Below are 25,360 nucleotides of genomic sequence, written 5' to 3' on the forward strand. Positions count from 1 at the left end.
GCACCGCAGCGGGGCCGGTGCACCCGCTGCTCGACGCGATCGACCCGGCCGAGAGCCTGGACGGCCTGACCTACCGGACCGCCTTCGACCCCGAACACCCGTACATCGGCGGCCACCGGCTCGGCGAGACCCGCCTGCTGCCCGCCGCCGCCGTCCTGGAGATGGCACGTGCCGCCGCCGAGGCGGCCGGGGCGGGGGAGCGGCTGCGGCTGTCGAACGTCCGCTGGCTGCGGCCCTTCGTCGTGGCCGGCGCCGCGCGCACGGCACGGACCCGGCTGCGCCGCGGCGACACCGGCACGCGCTTCGACCTGCGCGACGAGACCGGCGAACTCCTCGCCGAGGGCCGGGTGGAGCCCCTGTCCGCGCCCGCCGGGGAGAGCCTGGACATCGACGCCGTACGGGCCCGCCTCGGCAGCCACCACGAGGGCGACGCGCTCTACGCCGACCTCGCGGCGGCGGGGCTGTTCTACGGCCCCGCGCTGCGGGCCGTCGAATCGATCGCCGCGGGCGACGGCGAGGCGCTCGTACGCCTGCGGATCCCGGCCGAGGCCGCCCGCTTCGCCGGCTCCGCCCTCCACCCCTCGGTGGTCGACGGCGCCCTGCACGCCTTCGCCGTCCTCCGGGACCGGGACAACGGCCCCGCGATGGTGCCGTACGCCCTCACCGCCGCGGAGATCCACGCCCCGGTGACGGACCTCGGGTACGCCCACGTCCGCACCGTCGGCAGCGACCGCTACGACCTCACCCTGACCGACTCCGAGGGGAACGTCCACGTGCGACTGCGCGATCTGTCGCTGCGGCCCGCGCCCGGTGTCGCCCCGGCCCGGCCGGCCGGAGCCCCCGCCGCGGCGGCCGTCTCCGCCGGGGCGACTGCCGCCGCGGACGATTTGATGTTCGCCCCGCGCTGGACCGAACTGCCCGGCCCCTCCCCGCAGCCGCTCCCCGACGGGGCCACCACCTGGCTCGTGCACGGACCCGACTCGGCGCCACTGGCGGCCGCCCTGCGCGCCCGCCTCGGCGGCGCCGTCGTCGAACTCGGCCCCGACGGCGTCACCACCGCCACCGGCCGACCCGACCACGTGATCCTGCTCGCCCCCCGTGCCGCGGGCGGGACCGATGACACCGCCGCGCTCGAAGCGGCCCAGGAACGCGGTGTCCTCGCCCTGTTCCGGCTCGCCAAGGTCCTCCAGCGGACCCGCTCGGCCGTCCGCCTCACCGTGGTCACCGAGGACGCCCTCACCACGGCGGGCGAACCCGTGGCCAACCCGTACGCGGCCGGCTTGCACGGCCTGGCCCTGTCGCTGGCCCAGGAACACCCCCGCTGGCAGGTCGCCGTCGTCGACCGCTCGTCCGCCGACGCGCCCTCCGCTGACGTGCTCGACGCCCCCGCCGGCGGCCCCTACGCACTGCGCCGCGGCGTGCTCCTCCACCGCCGGCTCGCCCCGGTCGCCGTCACGCCCCCGCAGGAGCGGATCCGCCGGGACGGCACCTACCTGATCCTCGGCGGGGCCGGGGGCATCGGCCTGGAACTCACCGAATGGCTGGTGCGCGGCTACCGGGCGAAGGTCGTCCTCCTCGGCCGCAGCGCACTCGACGCCGAGCGCCGCGCACGGCTGCGCGCCATCGACCCGGACGGCACCCTCGTCTCCTACCGCAGGGCCGACGCGACCGATCCCGCCGCGCTGCGGGAGGCCGTCGAGTGGACCAGGAGCGCCCACGGCGCCCTGCACGGCGTCTTCCACGCCACGATCGTCCTGCGTGACCAGACCGTCGCCACGATGACCGAGGAGACCTTCCGCTCCGTCCTCGACGCCAAGGCGCACACCTCGGTCGCCCTGCACGCTGCCCTGCGCGGCGTGGGCGGCCTGGACTTCGTCCTGTTCTTCTCCTCGGCGGTCGCCCTGTCCGGCAGCGCCGGCCAGGGCAACTACGCGGCCGGATCCACCTTCGAGGACTCCTTCGCCCACCACCTCGACGGGATGCTCGCCGCCCGGGTGGCCGTCATCAACTGGGGCTACTGGGGGACCGTCGGCATCGTCGCCGACGAGCGCTACCGCGAGCGGCTCGCCGCCACCGGAATCCACTCGATCACCCCGGAGGAGGGGATGGCCGCCGTGCACGCCGTGCTCGGACGCGAGGACCGCCAGGTCGTCGTGGTCAAGGCCGACGCGGCCGCACTCGCCGCGGTCGGCGCCCAGCCGCGCACGGCCGCCGGGCAACCGGCCGGCCCGGACACCACGCCGTCCGGCACGGGAACGACGTCCGGCACGGGAACGCCCACCGACCCGGGGACACCCGCCGACGACGTGGCCCTGGTGCCGTCGCTGGCCCAACTCCCCCCGGTCGCCCGGCTGCTCACCGAGGCCGACGACGCCCGCCTGACCGAGGTCATGTGCGACTGGCTGTGGACGCTCTTCCGTCGCGAAGGGGTCTTCCTCGGCGACGCCGAGAGCTGGCAGCCCGCCGCCCTCGCCGAACGGCTGGCCGTCGTCCCCGCGCAGCGCAGGCTCTTCGCCGAACTCCTGCGCCAGCTGACCGAGGGCGGCTTCCTCGACGACCGGGGCGGAGCACTCGTCCCCGCCGACCGCGAGGCGGCCAAGGACCCCGAGGCAGACCTGGTCGAGCTCTGCGCGCGCAAGCCCGCGCTCAACCGGTTCGACCGGCTGCTGCGCCCCTGCATGCAGAACCTCTTCGGCGTGCTGCGCGGCACCGTCCGCGCCACCGACGTGATGTTCCCTGGCGGCTCCAGCGCCCTCGTCGAGGGCGCCTACCGCGGCAGTCCGGTCGTCGACCGCGCCAACGAACTCGTCGTCGGCGCCGTCCAGGACCTGCTGGCCCGCCACGAGGGTCCGCTCACCGTCATCGAGATCGGCGCGGGCACCGGCGGCACCACCGCGAGTGTCCTGCCCGCTCTCGCCGCCTCGGGCACGGAGGTGACGTACGTCTACACGGACATCTCCCGCGCCTTCCTGCGGCACGGGGAGCAGCGGTTCGCCGAGGAGCACCCGTACGTCCGCTTCCAGCGGCTCGACATCTCCGCGGACCCCGAGACCCAGGGCTTCACCCCGGGCAGCGCCGACCTGGTCGTCGCGGCCAACGTGCTGCACGCGACCGCCGACCTGCTCGCCACCCTGCGCGCCGTGACCCGGCTGCTCAAGCCCGGTGGACGGCTGGTCCTCAACGAGGCCAGCAGCAACGTCCTCACCGCCACCCTCACCTTCGGCCTGCTCGACGGCTGGTGGCTGCACGAGGACGCCGAACTGCGCCTGCCCGGCTCCCCGTTGCTCTCCGCGCCCGGATGGCGCAGGGCCCTCGCCCTCGCCGGCTTCACGCGCAGCCGGGCCGTGCCGGCCGACGAGGGGCTGAGCCAGCACGTGGTGGTCGCGGAGACGGCACCGGGCCGCACGGCTCCCGCCGCCGCGGCGCCCGTCGCGCCGACCCGCACCGCGGAACCCCCGCTCGCCTCGGCCGGGCCGTCCGGCACGGAGGGCGACGCGCTGGTGGAAGCCGCGCGGGAGTACGTGAAGGACGCCTTCGCGCAGATCCTCCAGGTACCGCGCGAACGGCTCTGGCTGGACGAGACGTACGAGAACTTCGGCGTCGACTCGCTGACGGTCCCCCTCATCGTGGATGTCCTCGCCGAGGGCATGGGCGAGCTGCCGGTGTCCCTGCTGTTCGAGTACCCGACCGTCCGCGAGATCGCCGACTACCTCGTCGAGCGGCACGCCGAGCGGGTGCGTGCGCTCCTTCCCGAGCCCGCCACCGAGAGCGCCGCCGAGCCCGCTCCCGCTCCGGCCCCGGCCGCCGTCCCGGCCGTCCATGAGCCCGCCGCCGGCGTACGTCCGGCCGCCCGTCCGGCGCGGCCCGTGCAGGCCACCGACCGCCGCGTCGCGATCGTCGGCGTCGCCGGCCGCTACCCCCGGTCCGAGGACCTCGACGCCTTCTGGGAGAACCTGCGGTCCGGCCGGGACTGTGTGAGCCAGGTGCCCGCCGACCGCTGGGACCACCGGGCTCCCGCCGCCGCGGACGGCCGGCCGGTGAGCCGCTGGGGCGGATTCCTGGAGGGGATCGACGAGTTCGACCCGCGCTTCTTCCAGATGTCCCTGCGGGAAGCCGAACTGACCGACCCCCAGGAACGGCTGTTCCTCCAGACCTCCTGGCACGCCATGGAGGACGCCGGCTACACCCGGGCCCGCCTCCGGGGCAGTCGCGTCGGCGTGTACGTGGGCGTGATGTACGGGCACTACCAGCTGTTGGAGGACGAGCAGGGCCTCGCCGGCGGCATGGGCTACGCGTCCATCGCCAACCGCGTCTCGTACTTCTTCGACTTCCACGGGCCGAGCCTGGCCGTCGACACCATGTGCTCCTCCTCCCTCACCGCCATCCACCTCGCCTGCGAGGCCCTGGCGGCCGGTCAGGCGGACTACGCGCTCGCCGGCGGCGTCAACCTCGCCCCGCACCCGCGCAAGTACCGCCAGCTGGCGGCCGGCGGGTTCACCGGTGAGAGCGGGCGGTGCCGCAGCTTCGCGGCGGACGGCGACGGCATGGTGCCCGGCGAGGGCGTCGGCGCCGTCCTGCTCAAGCCACTGGCGGCGGCCGAGCGCGACGGGGACCGCATCCTCGGCGTGATCCTCGGCAGCTCCGTCAACCACGGAGGGAAGACGGGCGGGTTCGCCGTGCCCAGCCCCGGCGCCCAGGGCGAGGTCATCGCCCAGGCCCTGCGCACGGCCGGAGTGCCGGCCGACGGGATCTCGTACGTCGAGGCGCACGGCACCGGGACCCAGCTGGGCGATCCGGCCGAAGTCGCCGGACTCGTACGGGCCTTCGGCGACCTGCCGGCCGGCTCGGTCGCGCTCGGCTCGGTCAAGTCCTCCGTCGGCCACCTGGAGTCGGCGGCGGGCATCGCGGCGCTCACGAAGGTCCTGCTCCAGATGAGGGCCCGCGAACTGGCACCCTCCCTGCACGCGGACGCCCTCAACCCGGCCGTCGACTGGAGCAGTGTGCCCTTCCGGGTGCAGCGCGAACTCGCCCCCTGGAAGGGCTCCGGGCCCCTGCGCGCGGGCGTCAGCGCCTTCGGCGCGGGCGGCTCCAACGCCCACCTCGTGGTCGAGGAGCACCGGATGCCGGACCCGCGGCCCGACGCCGCGGCGGGACCGGACGTCTTCCCGTTCTCCGCGCGGGACGCGGAGGGCCTGCGCCGCGTCGTCGCGGGCATGCGGACCTGGCTGGGTTCGACGGGCACCGGCGCCGACCCCCGGGACATCGCGGCCGCGGCCGGCGTCCCCGTCACGGCGGTGGACGAACCCCTCGACGAACTGGGCCTGGACCCGGCCGTGATGGTGCGGCTGATCGGCCTCGGCGACACGGTCGGGGCCGGCTCCGTGCACGGCGGCACGACCCTGCGCGAACTCGCGGGCCGCGCCGCCGTCGACCTCGTCCGGCTCGCCCGCACCCTGCAGACCGGCCGCGAGGCCATGGCCCACCGGTTCGCCGTCGTCGCACGGTCGGCGGGCGAACTCGCCGAGGCGCTCGACGCGTTCCTCGCCGGACGGCCCGGCGGCGGCCACACCGGCGTCGTGACGGCCGAGCCCGGAGCCGCGGTCGTGCCCTCCGCGGCGGATCCGCACGACACGGCCCGCCGCTGGGCCGCGGGAGAGGTCTTCGACTGGGAGGCCGGCCGGCCCGGTCCGGTACCGGCCCTGTCCCTGCCCGGATACCCCTTCGCGCGCACCCGCTGCTGGATCGACGCCGTCACCCCGGCCGCCCCGGCGGCCCTCGCGGCCCCGACGGCATCAGGGACCGCGGACGCCCCCTCCCGGGGCGCCCGGCTCCTGGACGGCGTACTCGCCCTGCTGGGCACGGTCACCGGATATGCCCCCGCCGACCTCGACCCGGCGGACTCCTTCCACGAGCACGGCCTGGACTCCCTCGGCCTCATCCGGCTCGCCGACGAGGCCTCCAACGCCTTCGGCGTGCCCGTCGGCCCCGACCAGCTGCTCGCCACCCCGACCCCCGCCGCGCTCGCCGCGTGGCTGGAGGAGGAGCACCCGGACGCCGCCGCGCCCCTGCCGGCCGGCCCCGCGTCGCGGGACCTGCCGGCCGAGGACGACCCCGTCGTGATCGTCGGCATGGCGGGCACCCTGCCCGGCGCACGGAACCTCGACGAGTTCTGGGCGGCCCTCCAGAGGGGCGGCGACCTCTTCTCCGAAGTGCCCGCCGACCGCTGGGACAGCAGCGCCCACTACGGCGACCCGGCCCTGCACCCCGACCGGACCCGGATCACCCGGGGCGGCTTCATGCCGGACATCGACCGCTTCGACCCGCTGTTCTTCGGCATCTCGCCCCGCGAGGCCCGCTGGATGGACCCGCGCCAGCGGCTGCTGCTGCGCACGGTGTGGTCGGCGCTGGAGGACGCGGGGATCGACCCCACCCGCCTCGCCGGCACCGACACCGGCCTGTTCGTCGGCGTCGGCTCGTCCGAGTACGCCGAGCTGGTGCAGCGCTCGGACACCGCCACCGACGCCTACTCCTCGACCGGCCTGACCCCCTCCATGCTGGCCAACCGCATCTCGTACCACCTCGACCTGCGCGGCCCCAGCGAACCCGTGGACACCGCCTGCTCCAGCTCGCTGGTGGCCCTGCACCGTGCGGCGGAGGCCCTGCGGCTCGGACACTGCGACACGGTCATCGCGGGCGGCGTCAGCCTCATGCTCTCCCCGGTCACCTTCGCCTCCCTCGAACGGGCCGGCATGCTCAGCCCCGACGGTGTGGGCCGGGCCTTCGACAAGGAAGCCGCGGGATACGTGCGCGGCGAGGGCGTCGGAGCCGTGGTGCTCAAGCGGCTCAGCCGCGCCCGCGCCGACGGCAACCCGGTGCTCGCCGTCCTGCGCGGCACCGCCGTCAACCACGGCGGCCGCTCCAACTCGCTGACCGCGCCCAACCCGCGCGGTCAGGCCGAGGTGATCGTGAAGGCGCACCGCGCGGCGGGCGTGGACCCGGCGACCATCGGATACGTCGAGACCCACGGCACCGGCACGGTCATCGGCGACCCCGCCGAGACCAACGGCCTGCGCCAGGCCTTCGCCGAGCTCTACCGCGACTGGGGCCACTCCGCCCCGGCCGCCCCGCACTGCGCCCTGGGGGCCCTGAAGAACACCATCGGCCACCTGGAGCCGGCGGCGGGCATCGCCGCCGTGCTGCGCGTCCTGCTGTCCATGCGGCACGGACGGATCACCGGGGACCCGCACGGCCCCGAACTCAACCCCCACCTGGCGCTGGAGGGCACGGCCTGCGAGATCGCGGTCGAGGCACGTGACTGGAAGCCCGTGGCGCCCGGTGTCCCGCGCCGCGCCGGGGTCAGCTCCTTCGGCTACGGCGGGGTCAACGCCCATGTCGTGCTGGAGGAGTACCCGGCCGACGAACCGGCGCCCTCCGGCCGCCCGGCCGTGTTCGCCCTCTCCGCCCGCGACCCGGAGCGGCTGCGGGCCGCCGCCCACTCCCTCGTCGACGCCCGGGACGACTGGCAGCACGACCTCGCCGGCACCGCCCGCACCCTCCAGTCCGGCCGCACCGCACACGCCGAACGCCTGGCATTCGTCGCGGACTCGGGCGCGCACGCGGTGGACACCCTGCGCCGCTACCTCGCCGGGGACCTCGCCGGCATCCACCAGGGGCGCGTGGAACGGCACACCGACCGTGCGCCGTTCGACGGGCGGGGCGACGAGGAGACCGCTGCCGCGTGGGCGCGCGGCGCGACGGTCGACTGGTCCACCCGGTGGGAGCGGGCGCCGAAGCTGCGTTCGCTGCCGTCGTACCCCTTCGCCGCCGACCGGTACTGGTTCACCGACGGAGCTCCGGCGGCGCCGGCCACCGCCCCCACGACGGCCGCCGGCCCCGCCGGCGAGGCACCCGTCAGCCTCTTCACGGCCGCATGGGAGGACGTGCCCGTGCCGCCCGCCGCCCCGCACCCGGGCCGGGTGCTGGTCTTCGGCGACCTGCCGGTCCCCGGCGCCGTGACCGTACGGGCCGGATCCGCGTACGCCGACGAGGGCTCCACCGTCACGATCCGCCCCGGCGAGGCCGAGGACTACACGCGGCTGCTCGCCGCCGGAGCGGACCGGATCGTGCACCAGTGGCCGCTGCTCCACCCCGAACGCCCGGACCTGGGCATCGAGTCGGCCTTCCTGCTCGTACGCGCCATGACGGCCTCCCGGGCCGCCGCGCGGATCCAGGTCCTGGTGCCGGAGGGCGCCATGGCGGAGGCCTGGGGAGGGTTCGACGCCTCGCTGCGCGCCGCCCTGCCCGGCACCGCCTTCGGTGTCGTACGCGTTGCCGGCCGGGCCGAACCGTCCGCCCTGCTCGCCGAGGTGGCCGCCGAGCGGCTCTCCTCGGCAGCCGTCCGCCTCTCCGCGGCCGGCCGCACCGTACGCGTGCTCACGGAGGCCGACCCGAGCCCCGTCACGGAGTCCCCGCTGCGTCCGGGGACCGTCCACCTGGTGACCGGCGGCACGGGCGGACTCGGACTGCTGCTCGCCCGTACCCTGCTGGCGCGCGGCGCCCGGGTGGCGCTCACCGGCCGCTCCTGTGCCACGGACCGGGCCGGGGAACTCGCCGGCCTGCGCGCTCTCGGTGAGGTCGCCTACTTCCAGGCGAACGTGGAGGACGAGGCCGCCATGACCCGCGTCGTGGCGGACGTCAAGCAGAAGTGGGGCGCGCTGCACGGGGTCTTCCACCTGGCGGCGACCGCCTCGCGCACTCCGCTGCCCGGAAAGGACCTCGCGGAGTTCCGCTCCCACCTGCGGGCCCGCTTCGAGGGCACCCGGGTCCTCGACGAGGTGACCCGTGACGAACCGCTGGACCTGTTCGTCCTGTACTCCTCGCTGGCCGGGCAGCTCGGCGACTACGGCCTGGTCGACTACGCCGTCGGCGCCCGCTACCTCGACGGTTTCGCCGAGGAGCGCGCGGCCCTGCGTACCGCGGGCCGCCGCAGCGGGCACACGGTCTCGGTCGACTGGCCCATGTGGCGTGCCGGAGGCATGCACGTGGAAGCCGAGGACGAGCGCCGCTACCTCGCCGAGACGGGCTTCCGCTACCTGGAGGCCGACGAGGGGGAACGGCTGCTCGACCTCGTCCTGCGGCTGGGACGCCCCCAGGTCGCCGTACTGCCCGGAGCGCCCGAGCGGATGCGCGAGCAGGTCGCCGCGATGCGGATCCGGGAGCACGGGCACCGCGCCCGCCCGGCCGCCCCGGCGCCCGCCCCCTCCGCTCCCGCCGCTCCCGTGCACGCGGGCGAGTTGACCGAGCGGCTGCGGGAGCTCGTCGCCGAACTGCTGGGCCTGGCGCCGAAGGCGCTCGACCCGGAGGCCGGCTTCGGGGAGTACGGACTGGACTCCTTCGGGCTCCAGTCCCTCTCCGTGGCATTGGAGGAGCGCTACGGCGTCTCGGTGCCGACGACGACCCTGTTCGGTGAGAACACCGTCGAGCGGCTCGCCCGGCACCTGCTCGCGGAACACCCCTCCCTGGCGCAACCGGCCCGGACGCCCGCCACCGCGGGCGCGGAACCGGCCGCCGGGCCCGCCACCACCACCGTCACCACCGCCACCGCTCCGGCCCGCTCCACCGCTGCTTCCACCGCGCCCGCCCGGGAGGACGCCGTCGCCATCGTCGGCATGTCCGGACGCTTCCCCGGCTCGGCGGACCTGGAGGAGTTCTGGCGGCACCTCAGGGACGGTGCGGACCTCATCACCGAGACACCCGCCGACCGCTGGGACTGGCAGGAGGTGTCCCGGCGCTTCGGCGGCACCGCCCGCTGGGGCGGATTCCTCAGCGACGTCGACCGGTTCGACGCACGGTTCTTCAAGATCTCGCCCGCCGAGGCGGAGGTCATGGACCCGCAGCACCGGCTGTTCCTCGAACACACCTGGGCCGCCCTGGAGGACGCGGGCTGCCGGGCCGACCGGCTCGCCGGCCGCCGCGTCTCCGTCTTCGCCGGCGTCCAGTTCAACGACTACGAGTCGATGGTCCTGCGCGGCGAGCAGGTCAACCCCCACGCGGGCACCGGGCTCGCGCGGACCATCCTGGCCAACCGCATCTCGTACCTGCTGGACCTCAAGGGCCAGAGCGAGAGCATCGACACCGCCTGCTCCAGCTCCCTGGTGGCGCTGCACCGCGCCGTCCGGGCCCTGCGCGCGGGGGAGAGCGAACTCGCCGTCGCCGGCGGCGTGAGCCTGGTGCTCTCGCCGCAGACCGTGGTGGCCGGGAACCAGCTCGGGGTGCTCTCCCCGGACGGCCGCTGCAAGGCCCTGGACGCCACGGCCGACGGGTACGTCAAGGGGGAGGGCGTGGGCGTACTCGTCCTCAAGCCGCTCTCCCGCGCCCTCGCCGACGGCGACCGGGTGCACGCGGTGATCCGCGGCAGCGCGGTCGGCCACGGCGGGCACGCCTCGTCGCTGACCGCCCCCAACCCGCTGGCCCAGGCCGCCCTGCTGGCCGAGGCCTACCAGGACGCGGGGGTACCGGTCGGGACGGTGTCCTACAGCGAACTCCACGGCACCGGCACCGCCCTCGGCGACCCGGTGGAGATCGACGGCCTCGTCCGCGCCCACCGGACCCTGGCCGACGGCCCCGCCACGCCCTGCGGCATCGGCACCGTGAAGTCCAACATCGGACACCTGGAGCCCGCCGCGGGCGTCGCCGGAGTCATCAAGGTGGTGCTGGCGATGCGGCACCGCACGCTGCCGAAGACACTGCACCTCCGGACGCTCAACCCGCTGATCGACCTCACCGGTACCCCGTTCCGGCCCGTAGGGGAGACGACCCCGTGGGCGCCCACGGACGCCAACGGCGCGCCCCTGCCGCTGCGCGCGGGCGTCAGCTCCTTCGGCTTCGGCGGAGTCAACGCGCACCTGGTCCTGGAGGAGGCGCCCACGGGCGCACCCCCGGCCCCGCCGCGGGACGACGCCGAGGAGGTGTTCCTGCTGTCGGGCAGGGACGACGCCGCCCTGCGCCGGTACGCCGCCGCGATGGTGGAGTTCCTCGACACGGACACGGACATGGGTGCGGACGCTGACCATGGCAGCGCCGGCGGTAAGGATGCGCCCGCGGCGTCGCTCGCCTCGCTCGCGTACACCTCTCAGGTCGCCCGCGTCTCCATGGCCGCCCGGCTCGCGGTGGTCGCCCGCTCCACCCGCGACCTGCGCGAGCAGCTGGCCGGCCACCTCGCGACCGAGCACGCCCCCGGGGGTCCGGACGCCGACCACGCCTGGCTGTCCGAACCCGAGGGCGCCGAGTACCTCGCCCGGCTGGTCCGGGAGGGACGGCTCGACCGGCTCGCCCGGCTCTGGCAGGACGGCGCCGACATCGAATGGGCCGCGCTGCGTACCGACCGGCCGCAGCCGGTGTCCATGCCGACCTACCCGTTCGCCCGCGAACGGCACTGGCTCACGGCGCCGGCCGCCACCGCGGGCGCGTCCGCCCCGCAGGACTCCGCCCTGCTCCTGGTCAAGCGATGGGAGGCTGCCCCGCTGCCCCCCGCCGAACTGCCCGCGGGGATCCTGGTGCTGGCCCGTGGCGAGAACGAGCAGCTCGCCGCGAAGGCCTTCGGACCCGCCGCCACGGTGGTCCGCATGGACGACGGCGACGAGGACGCCGCCCGGCGGATCGCGGAAGCGGCCCGCCTCGCGACGGCCGTGATCGACCTGGCCGACCTGTCGGACACGCCGCTCACCGCGCCGGAGCCCGACTGGACGCGGATCGCGCTCCTGCGCGAGCTGGTCACCGAAAACCGCACCCGCGGCTTCTGCTACCTCCACCTGACCCGGGGGCTCGCCACCTTCCGGACCGAGCGGCCCACGCTGCGCGGCGCGGCCTACGCGGGCCTCGTCCGGATGCTCACGGCCGAGTACCGCGGCCTGTCCGCCCGCACCCTCGACCTCGACACCCTGGAGCCGGACGCGCTGCGTGCGGCGGCCGCCGCCGAACTCGCGGCGACCGACCCGGTAACCGAGGCCTGCGTACGGGCGGGCGTACGGCACCGGCCGGTGCTGCGCCCCGCCGACGATGCGCCCGCCTGTGCCGACTGGTCGGCGGACCTGGCCGGCAAGACCGTCGTGATCACCGGAGGGACGGGCGCGCTGGGCCGGCTGCTCGCGACCCGGCTCGTCGAACGGGGCGCCGACCGGCTCGTGCTCCTCGGCCGTACCGCGCTGCCCGCCCGGGCCGAGTGGCCCGCGCTCCTCGCGGACCCCGGCACCGACCCGGCCCTCGCGGCCAGGCTGCGCGACCTCGCGGCCCTGGAACGCCCAGGCGTCCGGGTCGCGTTCGAGACCGGCCCGCTGGACGCGATCGCCGAGGTGCTCGACCGTGCCCGGCGCGAGATGGGCCCGATCGTCGGCATCGTGCACTGCGCCGGACTCGGCGTCATGCGCGATCCGGCCTTCATCGGCAAGCGCACCGAGGACGTGCGGCGGGTCCTGGAACCGAAGACCGCGGGACTCCAGGCCGTCCTGGACGGCTGCGCCGGCGACCCGCTGCGCTTCGTCGTGCTGTACTCGTCCGTCGCGGGCGGCGTGCCCGCGCTGGCCGTGGGCCTCAGCGACTACGCGCTGGCCAACTCCGTGCTGGACCGCGTCGCCGAGTACCGCACCGCCACCGGCGGTGACTTCGCCCCCGTCGTCCGGTCGCTTCAGTGGCCGAGCTGGCGGGCGGCCGGCATGCCCGAGGTCGACACCCCGGCCTACCGGGACCTCGGCCTGCGCACCCTGGCCCCGGAAGCGGGACTGGACCTGCTGGACCGTGCGATGAGCGGCCCCGACCCGGTCGTGTTGCCCTGCGTCGTGGACGCCGGACGCTTCGACGCCGCCCGGCTGTTGGAGGTGCCCGCGCCGGACCGCGCGGGCCGGCCGGACGGGGCGGCGCCCGCGCCGGCTCCGTCGGCCGCCCCGCGCGCGGTCCCGGCCGCGGACGGACTCGTCCGCCGTGTGACCGGGGTGCTCGCCTCGACGCTCCGGCTGGAGGCCGCTGCGATCGGAGCGGACGAGGACTTCGCCGACCTGGGCGTGGACTCGATCATGATCGCCCAGATCCTGGCCGCGCTGGAGCGGGAGTTGGGCGTCGTCGCGGAGCCCTCGACCATCCTGGAGAACCCGACCGTGGCCCTCCTCACCGAGGCCCTGCGCGACCTGGTGCCGGACCTCGCGACCGCTGCGCAGGACGCCGTCCCGGACGTCGCACCCGCCGTCCCGCCGCTCCCTGCCGAGGCCACCGCCCCGGCCCCGGCTCCGGATTCGCCCGAGGCCGTCGTGTCCGGCGCTCCGCGAGCGGGAGCGGGAGCGGCCGCGCGGCGTGAGGATGTCGCCGTCATCGGCATCGCCGCCCACTTCCCCGGCGCCCCCGACCACGGGACGTTCTGGCGCAACCTGATGTCCGCGACGGACTCCGTCACGGAGGTGCCGCCCTCCCGCTGGGACAAGGACCGCTTCTGGCGGCCCGACCCGCAGCCCGGCACCACCGTCAGCAAGTGGGGCGGCTTCCTCGACGCCATCGAGGACTTCGACCCGGAGCACTTCCAGATCGACCCGGCCGGGGCCGCACACGTCGACCCCCTGGTCCGGCAGGTCCTGGAGACCGGCGTGGAGTGCCTGGCCGACGCCGGGCTCACCCCGGAGGAGGTCGCGGGCCGGCGCGTGGGCGTCTTCGCGGGCGCCCGTGCGGCGAACTACGGCGCGCACGTCGCCGCCGCCGGTCCGCACTCGATCAGCGGAATGGCGCAGAACTTCATCGCCGCGCAGCTGTCCCACCACCTCGACCTGCGAGGACCGTCCGTCGTCGTCGACACGGCCTGCTCCAGCGCGCTCGTCGCCGTGCACATGGCCGCTGCCGGCCTGCGGACCGGGGAGTGCGACCTGGCCTTCGCGACCGGCGTCGACATCCTCCTCGACGAGGTGCCCTTCGTCGGGATGAGCGGTGCGGGCGCCCTGTCGCCCACGGGGCGCTGCCACACGTTCGACGAGCGGGCCGACGGCATCGTCCTCGGCGAGGGCGCCGGCACGCTGCTGCTCAAGCGGCTGTCCGACGCCGTGCGCGACGGCGACCGGATCTACGCGGTGATCGAGGGCAGCGCCGTCAACAACGACGGCCGCACCATGGGGATCACGACACCGAACCCGCGCGCACAGCGCGAGGTGATCGAGGCGGCCCTGGCCGACGCCGGTGTCTCCCCGGACCGGCTGGGCTACGTGGAGGCCCACGGCACCGGCACCATGATCGGTGACCCGATGGAACTGAAGGCGCTCACCGAGGCCTTCCGCGCCCGCACCGACGAGGTCGGCTTCTGCGGCGTCGGCAGCGTCAAGACCAACATCGGACACACCCTCAGTGCGGCCGGCATGGCCGGCCTGATCAAGGTCCTGCTGTCGGTCCACCACGCGCAGCTGCCGCCGACGCTGCACTGCGCGACCCTCAACCGCCGTTTCCGCTTCGAGGAGTCGCCGCTGTTCCCCGTACGGGAGCCGCGCGATTTCACGGGCCGCGACGGTACGCGCCGGGCCGCCGTCAGCTCCTTCGGGTTCGGCGGCACCAACGCCCACATGGTGGTGCGCCAGGCACCCGAGGCCCACGTCCCCGCGCGCGGACCGCTGGACCCGCCCCGCTACCGGCGGCGGCGCTTCTGGTTCGACGCGCCCGCGGACGCCCCCGCACGGCCCGCACAGCCCGTACAACCGCCCGCGCGCACGCCCGCACCGGCCCCCGCGCCGTTCTTCGAGCTCCAGTTCTCCGCCGTGCCGGAAGGAAAGAAATGACCCTGTTGGACGGCCTGACCTGCTCCGTGGTGGTGCGCGGTACCGACCCGGTGCTGCGTGACCACCGCGTGCACGGCACGCGCATCCTGCCCGGAGTGTCGTTCCTCGACATGATCTACCGGATCCTGCGGGCCCGTGGCGTCGACACCTCCCGCGTGGAGCTGCGCCGCGTGCTGTTCCGCAACCCGGTGGCCGCCGGCCCGGACTTCGACACCGAACTGCGGGTGGAGTTCGCGGCGGACGCGGACGGCTACCGGGTCTCCGTCACCGGAACCCGCCGCCCCTCGGGCGAGACCGAACCGGTCCTCGACTGCCGGCTCCACCTGGACGTGCCCTTCCCGGCCGAGGCCGTCGACCTGTCCGCCCTGCGCGCGGGCCTGCCCCTCGAGGCCGACATGGCCGACCTGTACGCGCTCGTCCGCCGGACCGGCATCGAGCACGGGGAGTTCATGCGTGCCCGGGGCACCCTGCACGTCGGCGAGCAGGAGCTGCTCGCGGACCTGTCGCTGGGCCCGGAGGCCGCCGCGTACGCGGAGTACTTCCACCTGCACCCGGCCGCGCTGGACTCCTCGACCCTGCTGCCGACGCAGTTCGCCACGGCCGGGGCCGGCGAGGCGGCCCGGCCCTACATCCCGATGCTCATCGACTCCTTCCGGGCCCGGGGGCCGGTCGGGGACCGCACCCTGGTGCACGCCACCCCGCCCCGCGCCACCGGCCCGGCCGGCGATCTGACCACCTGTGACCTGCGCTTCTTCGACGCCGACGGCGGGGTCCTGCTGTGGCTGCGAGGACTCACCTCGAAGCGCGTCCGGGAGGAGGACGCCATCACCCGGCTGGACGGCCCCGCGCGCGCGGCGGAGCCGTCGGGTATCGCGCCGGCTGGCGCGGCACTCGACGGGGAGACCACCGCGAGCCTGGTGCGCGGCCTGCTCGCCGAACGGCTCGGCCGCGACGGGTTCGACGAGGAGGCGGGCTTCTACGAGCTGGGCCTGGACTCGACGGCGCTGCTGGGCATCGCCGCCGACCTGGAGCGCGCGTACGGCACCGACTTCTCGCCCACCCTGCTGTTCGAGCACAGCTCCTTCGAGGCCCTCGTCGAGTACCTGGGCGGGTACGAACTGCCCGAGGGCGGGGCCCGCGAGGCCGCCGGGGCGCCGCAGGAGCAGGACGTACCCGAGGACGTACGCGAGGACGTGCCCGCCGAGGTGGTCTGGTTCGCGCCCCGCTGGCGTGACGCGCCGCTGCCGCCGGCACCGGCTCCGGATCCGGCCGCCGTCCTGACCGTCGACGCGCGGACCGGGCGCGACTGGGCGGCCCTGCTCACCGGGCACGACGCCGGCGACGTGCTCTGGACCCCCGCCGATCCGCAGGACGTCGAGGGCGAGGCCGTCGCCCTGACCGGCTTCGCGGCCGCCCTGCTGCGCAACCGGCGCAGCCCCGTACGGATCGTCTGCCACCTGCCCCTGGGCGCGGCGGCCTCGGCGGTCTCGGGTCTGCTGCGCACGCTCCACCGGGAGCAGCCCGGCGTACGCGCCGCGGTGGTGTGCTCGCCGGAGCGCGCCGACGCCCTGGCCGAACTCGCCGCGGGCGTACCGGATATGGAGGTGCGCTACGAGGCGGGCAGGCGCCAGGTGCGCGAGATCCTGCCCGCCCCGGCCCCGGACCGGCCGGCCCGGCTGCGTGAACGAGGCGTGTACCTGATCACGGGCGGGCTCGGCGGAGTGGGCCTGTCCCTCGCCCGGCACCTGGCGCGGACCGTGCGGGCCCGGCTCGTGCTCTGCGGACGGACGGCGGGCGACAGCGCGCGGACCGCCGCGCTGAGCGCCGAACTGACCGCCCTCGGGGCCGAGGTGCAGGTGGTCGGCGCGGACATCTGCCGCGCCGAGGACGTGCGCAGGGTGGTCGACCTGGCGCTCTCCCGGTTCGGCGCGCTGGACGGGGTGGTGCACGCCGCCGGTGTGCTGCGCGACGGGCTGATCGCGGGCAAGAGCGCCGCGGACATCCGTGCCGTGCTGGCGCCCAAGGTCACCGGCACCCGCCTGCTGTACGAGGCCACCCGGGACCTGGGGCTGGACTTCCTCGTGCTCTGCTCGTCCACGGCCGCCGCCTGGGGGAACCAGGGCCAGGCCGACTACGCCTGCGCCAACGCCTTCCTCGACCGGTTCGCCGAGGGCAAGCCGGGGGTCGTGTCGATCGGGTGGCCCGGCTGGTCGGACGGCGGCATGCCGCTCGACGACCGCGCGCTGCGCCGGATGGGCCTGCGGGCCATGGACACCCCGACCGCGGTGGACATCATGCTGCGGGCCGCGGGCAGCGGCCGGCCGCACCTGGTGGCGCTCGTGGGCTCGGCGGCCGAGATCACCGAACGGTTCACCCCTGCCGTCGCGGCCCCCGCGGCCGCGGTCCCCGCCGTTCCGGAGGCGGCCGTCACCGCCGTCACCGCCCCCGCGACCTCCCAGCCGGCGGCCTGCGACGGCACCGGTGACGAGGACGACGCGATCGCCGTCGTGGGCATCAGCGGCCGCTACCCGGGCGCCCGCACGCTCGACGAGTTCTGGGAGAACCTCAAGGACGGCCGGGACGGCATCACCGAGGTGCCCGCCGACCGCTGGGACCACCGCGCGATCCACAGCGACGCCAAGGGTGTGCCGGGACGCTCGTACGGCCGCTGGGGCGGATTCGTCGACGGCATCGACGAGTTCGACGCCGTCTTCTTCCACATCTCGCCCAATGAGGCCGCCGTCCTCGACCCGCAGGAGCGGCTGTTCCTCCAGGAGGCCTGGCACGCCTTCGAGGAGGCGGGACACGCCCCCTCCGCCTGGCGGGGCCGCTCCGTCGGGGTGTTCGCCGGCGTGATGTACAACCAGTACCAACTGCACGGCGTCCGTGCGGAACCGGGTCTGGTGCCGTCGTCGTTCAGCGCCTCGATCGCCAACCGCGTCTCCTACTTCCTCGATCTCAAGGGGCCGAGCATCGCGCTCGACTCCATGTGCTCCTCCTCGCTGACGGCGCTGCACCTGGCCGTCGAGGCGATCCGGCGGGGCGAGTGCGAGGCCGCCCTCGCGGGAGGCGTCAACCTGCACGTCCACCCCAACAAGTACCTGCTGCTCAGCCAGTCGTCCTTCCTCTCCACCGACGGCCGCTGCCGGGCCTTCGGTGAGGGCGGCGACGGCTACGTGCCCGGCGAGGGCGTCGGCGTGGTGCTGCTGCGGCCGCTGCGCGACGCGCTGCGCGACGGAGACCACGTCCACGCCGTCATCCGCGGTACGGCCCTCAATCACGGTGGTCACACCGGTGGGTTCTCCGTGCCCGACCCGGCCTCGCAGGCCGCCCTGGTCCGCGACTCGCTCACGGCGGCGGGGGTGGACCCCGCCGACCTCGGCTACCTGGAGGCCCACGGCACCGGCACCAGCTTGGGCGACCCGATCGAGATCACCGCCCTGGAGCGGGCCTTCGACGCCGTCGGCGCGGGCCGGGGGCCCTGGCCCATCGGCTCCGTGAAGTCGAACATCGGCCACCTGGAGTCGGCGGCGGGCATCGCCGCCCTCACCAAGGTCGTCCTCCAGATGCGCCACCGCGCCCTGGCGCCCTCGCTGCACGCCGAGCCGCTCAACCCGGCGGTGGACTGGGCGGGTTCGCGGTTCCGCGTGCAGCGCACCCTGGAACCCTGGAACCCGCCCGCGGACGCGCCGCGCACCGCGGCGATCAGTTCCTTCGGCGCGGGCGGCGCCAACGCCCACGTGGTGCTGGCCGAACACCCGCTCGCGCGGGGCCCGCAGGCTCCGGAAGAGGCCCGTCCGCAGCTCTTCGTGCTCTCGGCGAAGGACGCCACCCGGCTCGACGAGACCGTGGCGCGGATGCTCGCCCACCTCGACCGGGCCGGCCGGGGCGCGGGCCCCGAAGCCCTGGAGCGGATCCTCACCGAGGTCGTGGGCTTCCCCGTCGATCCCGGTGAACCCTTCGCGGAACTCGGCCTCGACTACCCGCGCCTGACCCGCCTGGCCCGCCGCATCGAGGAGGAGTGCGGCGTCCGGCTCCACGTCGACGGGGGGACGACCCCGGCCGAGCTGACGCGCCGCCTCACCGGTACCGGCGGCGGCGTGGACCCGGCGGCGCTCGCCTTCACGCTCTGGTCCGGACGCGACCACCTCGACGAGCGGCTCGCCGTCGTCGCCACGACGACGGCCGAGTTCGCCGACGCGCTGCGCACCGGCACCGGCCGGTACCGCGGACGAAGGCACCGCTCCGCCGCACCGGTCCACGGGGACGACCTGCACGAGCTGGCCCGGGGCTGGGTCGAGGGCGCCGCGGTCAGCCTGCCCGCGCCCGACCGGCCGCGACGGCTCTCGCTGCCCGGCTACCCCTTCGCCCGCGAGCGCCACTGGGTCACCACCACCCGCACCCCGTCCGGGAGTTCGCCGGGCGCGGCCGAAGAGGTCGAACTGCCGGACGGACACGTGTTCAGTGAGCGGCTCTCCACGGCGGAGCAGCCCTGGCTGGCCGACCACACCGTGGACGGCGTCGTCCTGGTACCCGGGACGTACTTCATCGACCTGGCCCTGCGGGCGGGAGCCCGGCTGCACTGCCCGCGGATCGCCGAACTCGTCACCCACACACCGCTGGCATCGGGCGAGGCCGACCTGCGCCTCGTCGCGGACCTCGCCGAGCCCGACGGCACGCGGGCCTTCCGGATCCACGCCCGCACCGGGGACGGCGGCTGGACGAGCCACGTCACCGGCGTCCTCGCCCCCGCACCCGAGGAGCCCGAGGCGTCCCCGGCCCTGCCCGCTGACGCCGAGGAACTCGACGTCACCCGCCTCTACGAGACGCTCACGGGCTACGGGCCCGCCTTCCGCGGCCTGCGCCGCGCCTGGCGCACCGCCGACGCCGCCTTCGCGGACGTCGCCGTACCCGACGGTGTCGCCGACAGCGGTCCCGGGGCGCACGCGCTGCACCCCGCACTCCTCGACGCCGCCCTGCACACCGTGGCCCTCACCTCGGCCCTCGACGGGGACAGCCCCTACCTGCCGTTCGCCTGGTCCGGCGTACGCGTCCACGCCCCGGGAGCGACCGCAGCCCGGGTACGGCTGGTCCACCACCGGGCCGACGCGGTCGGGCTCCTCCTCACGGACCACGCGGGCGCGCCCGTGGCCTCCGTCGACTCGGTGGTGCTGCGCCGGGCGGACGCTCCGGCCGAGCCGCTGCACCAAGTGGAGTGGCTGCCCGTGGAGACCCCCGAGCCGTCACCGGGGGCCCGCTACGCGGTCGTCGGCCCGGACCCGGAGGGGATCGGCGCCGCCCTGGCGGCCTCCGGGGCGCGGCTGGTGCGGGCCGCGGATCTGGACGCCCTGACGGACGTGCCGCCGGTGGTGGTCCTGCCCGTCCAGGCCGCCCCGTCCGGCGCCGCCGAGGGGGCCGCGGCCGCCCGCGCCCTCACCACCGAGGTGCTCGGCCTACTCCAGCAGTGGCTCGCCGGCCGCCGGTTCGCCTCCGCGCGGCTGGTCCTCGTCACCACCGCCCCCGGTCTGGCCACGGCCGCGGCCTGGGGACTGGTGCGCTCCGCCCAGTCCGAACACCCGGGCAGCTTCGGCCTCGTGGACGCCGAGGACCTCGCGCCGCTGCCGCGCGCGCTCGGTTCCGACGAACCGCACCTGCGCCTGGTCGACGGCCGGGTGCTCGGAGCCCGGCTGGTCCGCGTACCGGCCGCTGGACCGGCGCCCGCACCGCGCCCGGCCGGCACCGTCCTGGTGACCGGTGCGAGCGGCGCCCTCGCCGGACCGGTGGTCCGCCACCTCGTCGAGCGGCACGGCGTACGCGACCTGCTGCTGGTCAGCCGCAGCGGCCGGGTCCCGGCCGGGTTGGCCGATCTGGACGCCCGGGTCGAGGCGGCCGCCTGCGACGTGGCCGATCGCGCCGCCCTGCTGACCCTGCTGGCCGGCCGCCGGGTGACCATGGCCGTGCACGCCGCGGGAGTCCTGGACGACGGAGTGGTCACCGCCCTCGACGCGGACCGTCTGGAGCGGGTGCTGCGGCCCAAGACCGACGGCGCCGCCCACCTCGCCGACCTGCTGCCCGAGGCCGAACTGGTGCTGTTCTCCTCCGTGGCGGGCGTACTGGGCGGCCCGGGGCAGGGCAACTACGCCGCCGCCAACGCCTTCCTCGACGCCCTCGCCCGGCAGCGCGCCGCGGCCGGCCGCCGGGCCGTGTCCGTGGCCTGGGGGCCGTGGGCGCTCGACGAGGGCATGGCCGCCGACCGGGACCGCCTGGCCCGCGGCGGCATCGAACCGCTTCCCACCGGGGCGGCCCTCGCCCTGCTCGACGCGGCCCTCGCCGGACCGCACCCGGCGGTCACCGCCCTGCGGCTCGGGCGCGGTCCGGCCGCCGTCGTACCGCACGTGCTGCGCAGCCTGGTGCGCACCGCGGCGGCAGCCCCCGCCGCCGACCCGGGCCTGGCCCGCCTCGGTCCCGACGAGCGGCGCGCCAGGCTGTCCGCGCTGGTCCGGGGGCAAGCCGCGGCCGTCCTCGGCTACGCGGACGCCGGCCTGATCGAATCCGACCGGTCCTTCCAGGAACTCGGCTTCGACTCGCTGAGCTCCATCGAGTTCCGCAACCGGCTGGGCACCGCCGTCGGCCTGTCGCTGGAGGCCACGCTCGTCTTCGACCACCCCACCCCGGCCGACCTGGTCACCCACCTCGACGAGCGGTTCACCGGCGAGTCCGGGGCGACCGACCTGCCGACCCTGTTCGCGGCCTTCGACCGCCTGGCCGCTGCCCTCACCGCGGCGGCCACGGACGACGTGTCCCGCGACCGCACCGCGGATCGCGTCCGCGGCCTGCTCGACCACCTGACACCGCACACCGCGACAGAACCCGCCACCGCGTTCGCCTCGGCGACCGACGACGAGGTCTTCGCCCTGATCGACGCCGAGCTCGGCAGCCCGCTGCCGGGACTGGAGGAACGCTCCCGATGACCAACGAGGACAAGCTCCGCGACTACCTGCACCGGGTGACCGCGGAACTGCAGTCGACGCGGCAGCGGCTGCGCGAGGTGGAGGAGCGATCCGCCGGGCCGGTCGCCATCGTCGGCATGGCCTGCCACTACCCGGGCGGCGTCGAGTCCCCCGACGACCTGTGGTCGCTCGTCGCCGAGGGGCGGGACGCAATCACCCCGTTCCCCGCCGATCGCGGCTGGGACCTGGACACGCTCCACCACCCGGACCCCGACCACCCGGGCACCACCACCGTCCGCGAGGGCGGATTCCTGCACGGCGCCGCCCGGTTCGACGCGGGATTCTTCGGGATCTCGCCCAAGGAGGCGCTCCACACCGACCCGCAGCAGCGGCTGATCCTCCAGATGTCCTGGGAGGCCGTCGAGCGCGCCGGCCTGGACCCCAGCTCGCTGCGCGACAGCCGCACCGGCGTGTTCACCGGCGTCATGCACCACGACTATCCGGGCGCCCAGGGCGCCGGCAGCGTCGTCGCCGGCCGCGTCGCCTACCAGCTGGGCCTGCGCGGCCCCGCCATCATGGTGGACACCGCCTGCTCCTCGTCGCTCGTCGCCCTCCACCTGGCTGTCCGCTCCCTGCGCAGGGGCGAGTGCGACATGGCCCTCGTGGGAGGGGCCACGGTGATGGCCACCCCGGCCGCCTTCGTGGAGTTCAGCCGCCAGCGCGGCCTGGCCCCCGACGGCCGCTGCAAGCCGTTCGCCGCCGGGGCGGACGGCACCGCCTGGTCCGAGGGCGCCGGCGTCATCGTCGTCGAACGCCTCGCGACCGCCCTGGCCGCCGGCCGCCGCGTACTCGCCGTGGTCCGGGGCACCGCCGTCAACTCCGACGGTGCCAGCAACGGCCTCACCGCACCCAACGGCCCCGCCCAGCAGCGCGTCATCCGCGAGGCCCTCGTCGACGCCGGACTGACGCCCCAGCAGGTCGACGCGGTGGAGGCGCACGGCACCGGCACCCCCCTGGGCGACCCGGTGGAGGCCCAAGCCGTGCTCGCCGCCTACGGGAAGGAGCGCACCCGGGCGCTGCGCCTGGGATCGGTCAAGTCCAACATCGGGCACACCCAGGCCGCCGCGGGCATCGCCGGGATCGTCAAGACGGTCATGGCCATGCGGCACGGGGTACTGCCCCGGACCCTGCACCTCGACGCCCCGACCCCGTACGTGGACTGGTCGGCGGGCGGCGTGGAACTCCTTACCGAGGACGCCCCCTGGCCCGCCGGTACGGAACCCCGCCGGGCTGCCGTGTCCTCCTTCGGGGTCAGCGGCACCAACGCCCACGTGATCCTGGAGGAACCCCCGCTGCCGGTGGACGACCGGACCGCCGAACGGCCGGACGCCGAGCGGCCCGACGCCGAGCGGCCGGCGGACGTGGCGGGCGCCGAAACCCCCGAAAGCGCCGAGACCCCCGTGGCGCCGCCCGCCGGGCCCGGACCCCTGGCCTGGACCCTGTCCGCCCGCTCCGACGCCGCACTGCGCGCCCAAGCCGCCACCCTCACCGCCTTCCTGACCGGGCACCCGCAGGAACCGCGCCCCGAGGACGTGGCCCTCTCCCTGGCCACCACCCGCGCCTCCCATGAGCACCGCGCGGTCGTCCTCGGCGGCGACCGGGCCGAACTCCTCGCCGCACTGGACGACCTGGCCGCCGGCCGGCCCTCGCCCGCCGTTGTCGAAGGGACCACCGGGCCGAGCGGCGGCGTGGCCTTCCTCTTCCCCGGCCAGGGTTCGCAGTGGCGGGACATGGCCGTGCGCCTGCTGGACACCAACGCGGTGTTCCGGGAGCGGATAGCCCAGTGCGAGAGCGCCCTGGCCCCCTACGTGGACTTCGAGCTGACCGCCGTTCTGCGCGGCGAACAGGACCTGGACCGGGTCGACGTCGTCCAGCCCGCCCTGTTCGCCGTGATGGTCGCCCTCGCCGAGGTGTGGCGCTCCCTCGGTGTCCGCCCGGCCGCTGTCGCCGGACACAGCCAGGGCGAGATCGCCGCCGCCTGCGTGGCCGGCGCCCTCACCCTCCAGGATGCCGCCCGGGTCGTCGCCCTGCGCAGCCGGGCCCTGACCACCCTCTCGGGCCGCGGCGGCATGGTGTCCCTCGCGCTGCCCGCCGACGAGGCACGCGACCGGCTCCGCCGCTGGGACGGCAGGCTGTCGCTGGCCGCCGTCAACGGCGCGGCCTCCGTGGTCGTCTCCGGCGACACCGACGCCCTCGACGAACTCCTCGCCGCCTGCGAGGAGGACGGCGTACGGACCCGGCGCATCGACGTGGACTACGCCTCGCACAGCGCGCACGTGGAAGGCGTCCGCGCACAGGTCCTGGAGGCCCTCGCCCCCGTCAGCCCGCTCGCCCCCGACATCCCCTTCTTCTCCTCCGTGGAAGGCCGCTGGATCGAGGCCGCCGACGCCTTCGACGCCGACTACTGGTACCGGAACCTGCGCGAGACCGTCCGCTTCGACGAGGCCGTCACCGCCCTCGTCCGGCGCGACTGCACCACCCTGCTGGAGGTCAGCCCCCACCCGGTGGTCACGACCGCCGCACAGGAGACCGTCGACGCGCTCGGCACCGACACCTCCGTCGTCCACACCCTGCGCCGCGACGAAGGCGGCCCCGAACAACTGCTGCACGCCCTCGCCCAGTTGCACGTGACGGGCGTACGCCCCGACTGGTCCGCGCTCTGGCCCGAAGCCCGCCGGATCGACCTGCCCACCACCACCTTCCTCACCGAGCCGTACTGGCTGAGCCCCGGCACCGGCACCGGCGGCGCGGGCGCCCTGGGCCTCGACGAGGTCGACCACCCCGTCCTGCGCGCCGCCCTGCCCGCCGCCGAGGGCCTGGTGCTCACCGGCCGGCTCGGCCTGGCCGCCCAGCCCTGGCTCGCCGACCACACCGTCGAAGGACAGGTGGTCCTGCCGGGCGCGGCCCTCGCGGAGCTCGCCTCCCGGGCGGCGGACGAGGCCGGCTGCGCCGCCGTCGACCAGCTCACCCTGCTCACCCCGGTCGTCCTCCCCGACGAGGGCGACATCCGGCTGCGCGTGGACCTCACGGCCCCGGCCGAGGACGGCTCGCGCGGACTGCTCCTGCACACCCGCACCGGGGCGGGGCACTGGACCACGCACGCCACCGGCGTCCTTGTGCCCGACGCCGCCGAACCGGTGGCCGCCACCACCGCGTGGCCGCCGGCCGGCGCCGAACCCCAGGACGTCGAAGCCCTCTACGCGACCCTGGAGGACGCCGGCCTGAGCTACGGCCCGGCCTTCCGCGGCCTGCGGGCACTGTGGCGGGGACGCGACGGGGACCTCCACGCCGAGGTGGCACTGCCCGACGCCGACCAGGCCGGCGCGTTCACCCTCCACCCGGCCCTGCTCGACGCGTGCCTGCACCCCGTCGCCCTCGGCGGGTTCCTCACCGCAGCAGGGGGCCGCCCGGCACTGCCCTTCGAATGGCAGGGCCTGCGCCTCCACGCCGCGGGCGCCGACACCGTGCGCGTGACCCTGTCCGCCGCGGGCCCCGACGCCGTCCGCCTCACCCTCACCGACACCACCGGGGCACCCGTCGCCTCGGTCGACA

At 75.8% G+C, this 25,360-nt stretch carries 3 protein-coding genes (2 of these 3 cut by a window edge); all 3 read left to right on the top strand.

The features are described 5' to 3' along the window. Tightly spaced (each overlapping or abutting the next), the 3 genes in view from IEY78_RS01795 to IEY78_RS01805 form a layout consistent with a single transcriptional unit that may run on beyond the window. Positions 1–14,798, top strand: the 3' portion of a protein-coding gene (locus IEY78_RS01795; protein WP_189095690.1) for an L-histidine N(alpha)-methyltransferase. 4,684 nt of this gene lie to the left of the window's left edge; the window shows 14,798 of its 19,482 coding nt (coding positions 4,685–19,482); its start codon lies beyond the left edge, outside the window; its stop codon occupies positions 14,796–14,798. Continuing rightward, on the top strand, positions 14,795–21,769 hold the full coding sequence (locus IEY78_RS01800) for an SDR family NAD(P)-dependent oxidoreductase (protein WP_189095691.1): 6,975 nt from the start codon (positions 14,795–14,797) through the stop codon (positions 21,767–21,769). The genes IEY78_RS01795 and IEY78_RS01800 overlap by 4 nt, the downstream gene beginning before the upstream one ends. Further along, positions 21,766–25,360: the beginning of a type I polyketide synthase gene (locus IEY78_RS01805; RefSeq protein ID WP_189095692.1), read on the top strand. Its footprint extends 5,735 nt past the window's final position; only the first 3,595 of its 9,330 coding nucleotides appear in the window; the start codon lies at positions 21,766–21,768; its stop codon lies off the right edge, out of view. The genes IEY78_RS01800 and IEY78_RS01805 overlap by 4 nt, the downstream gene beginning before the upstream one ends.

Source organism: Streptomyces kronopolitis, assembly GCF_014646275.1.
Taxonomy (GTDB): Bacteria; Actinomycetota; Actinomycetes; order Streptomycetales; family Streptomycetaceae; genus Streptomyces; species Streptomyces kronopolitis.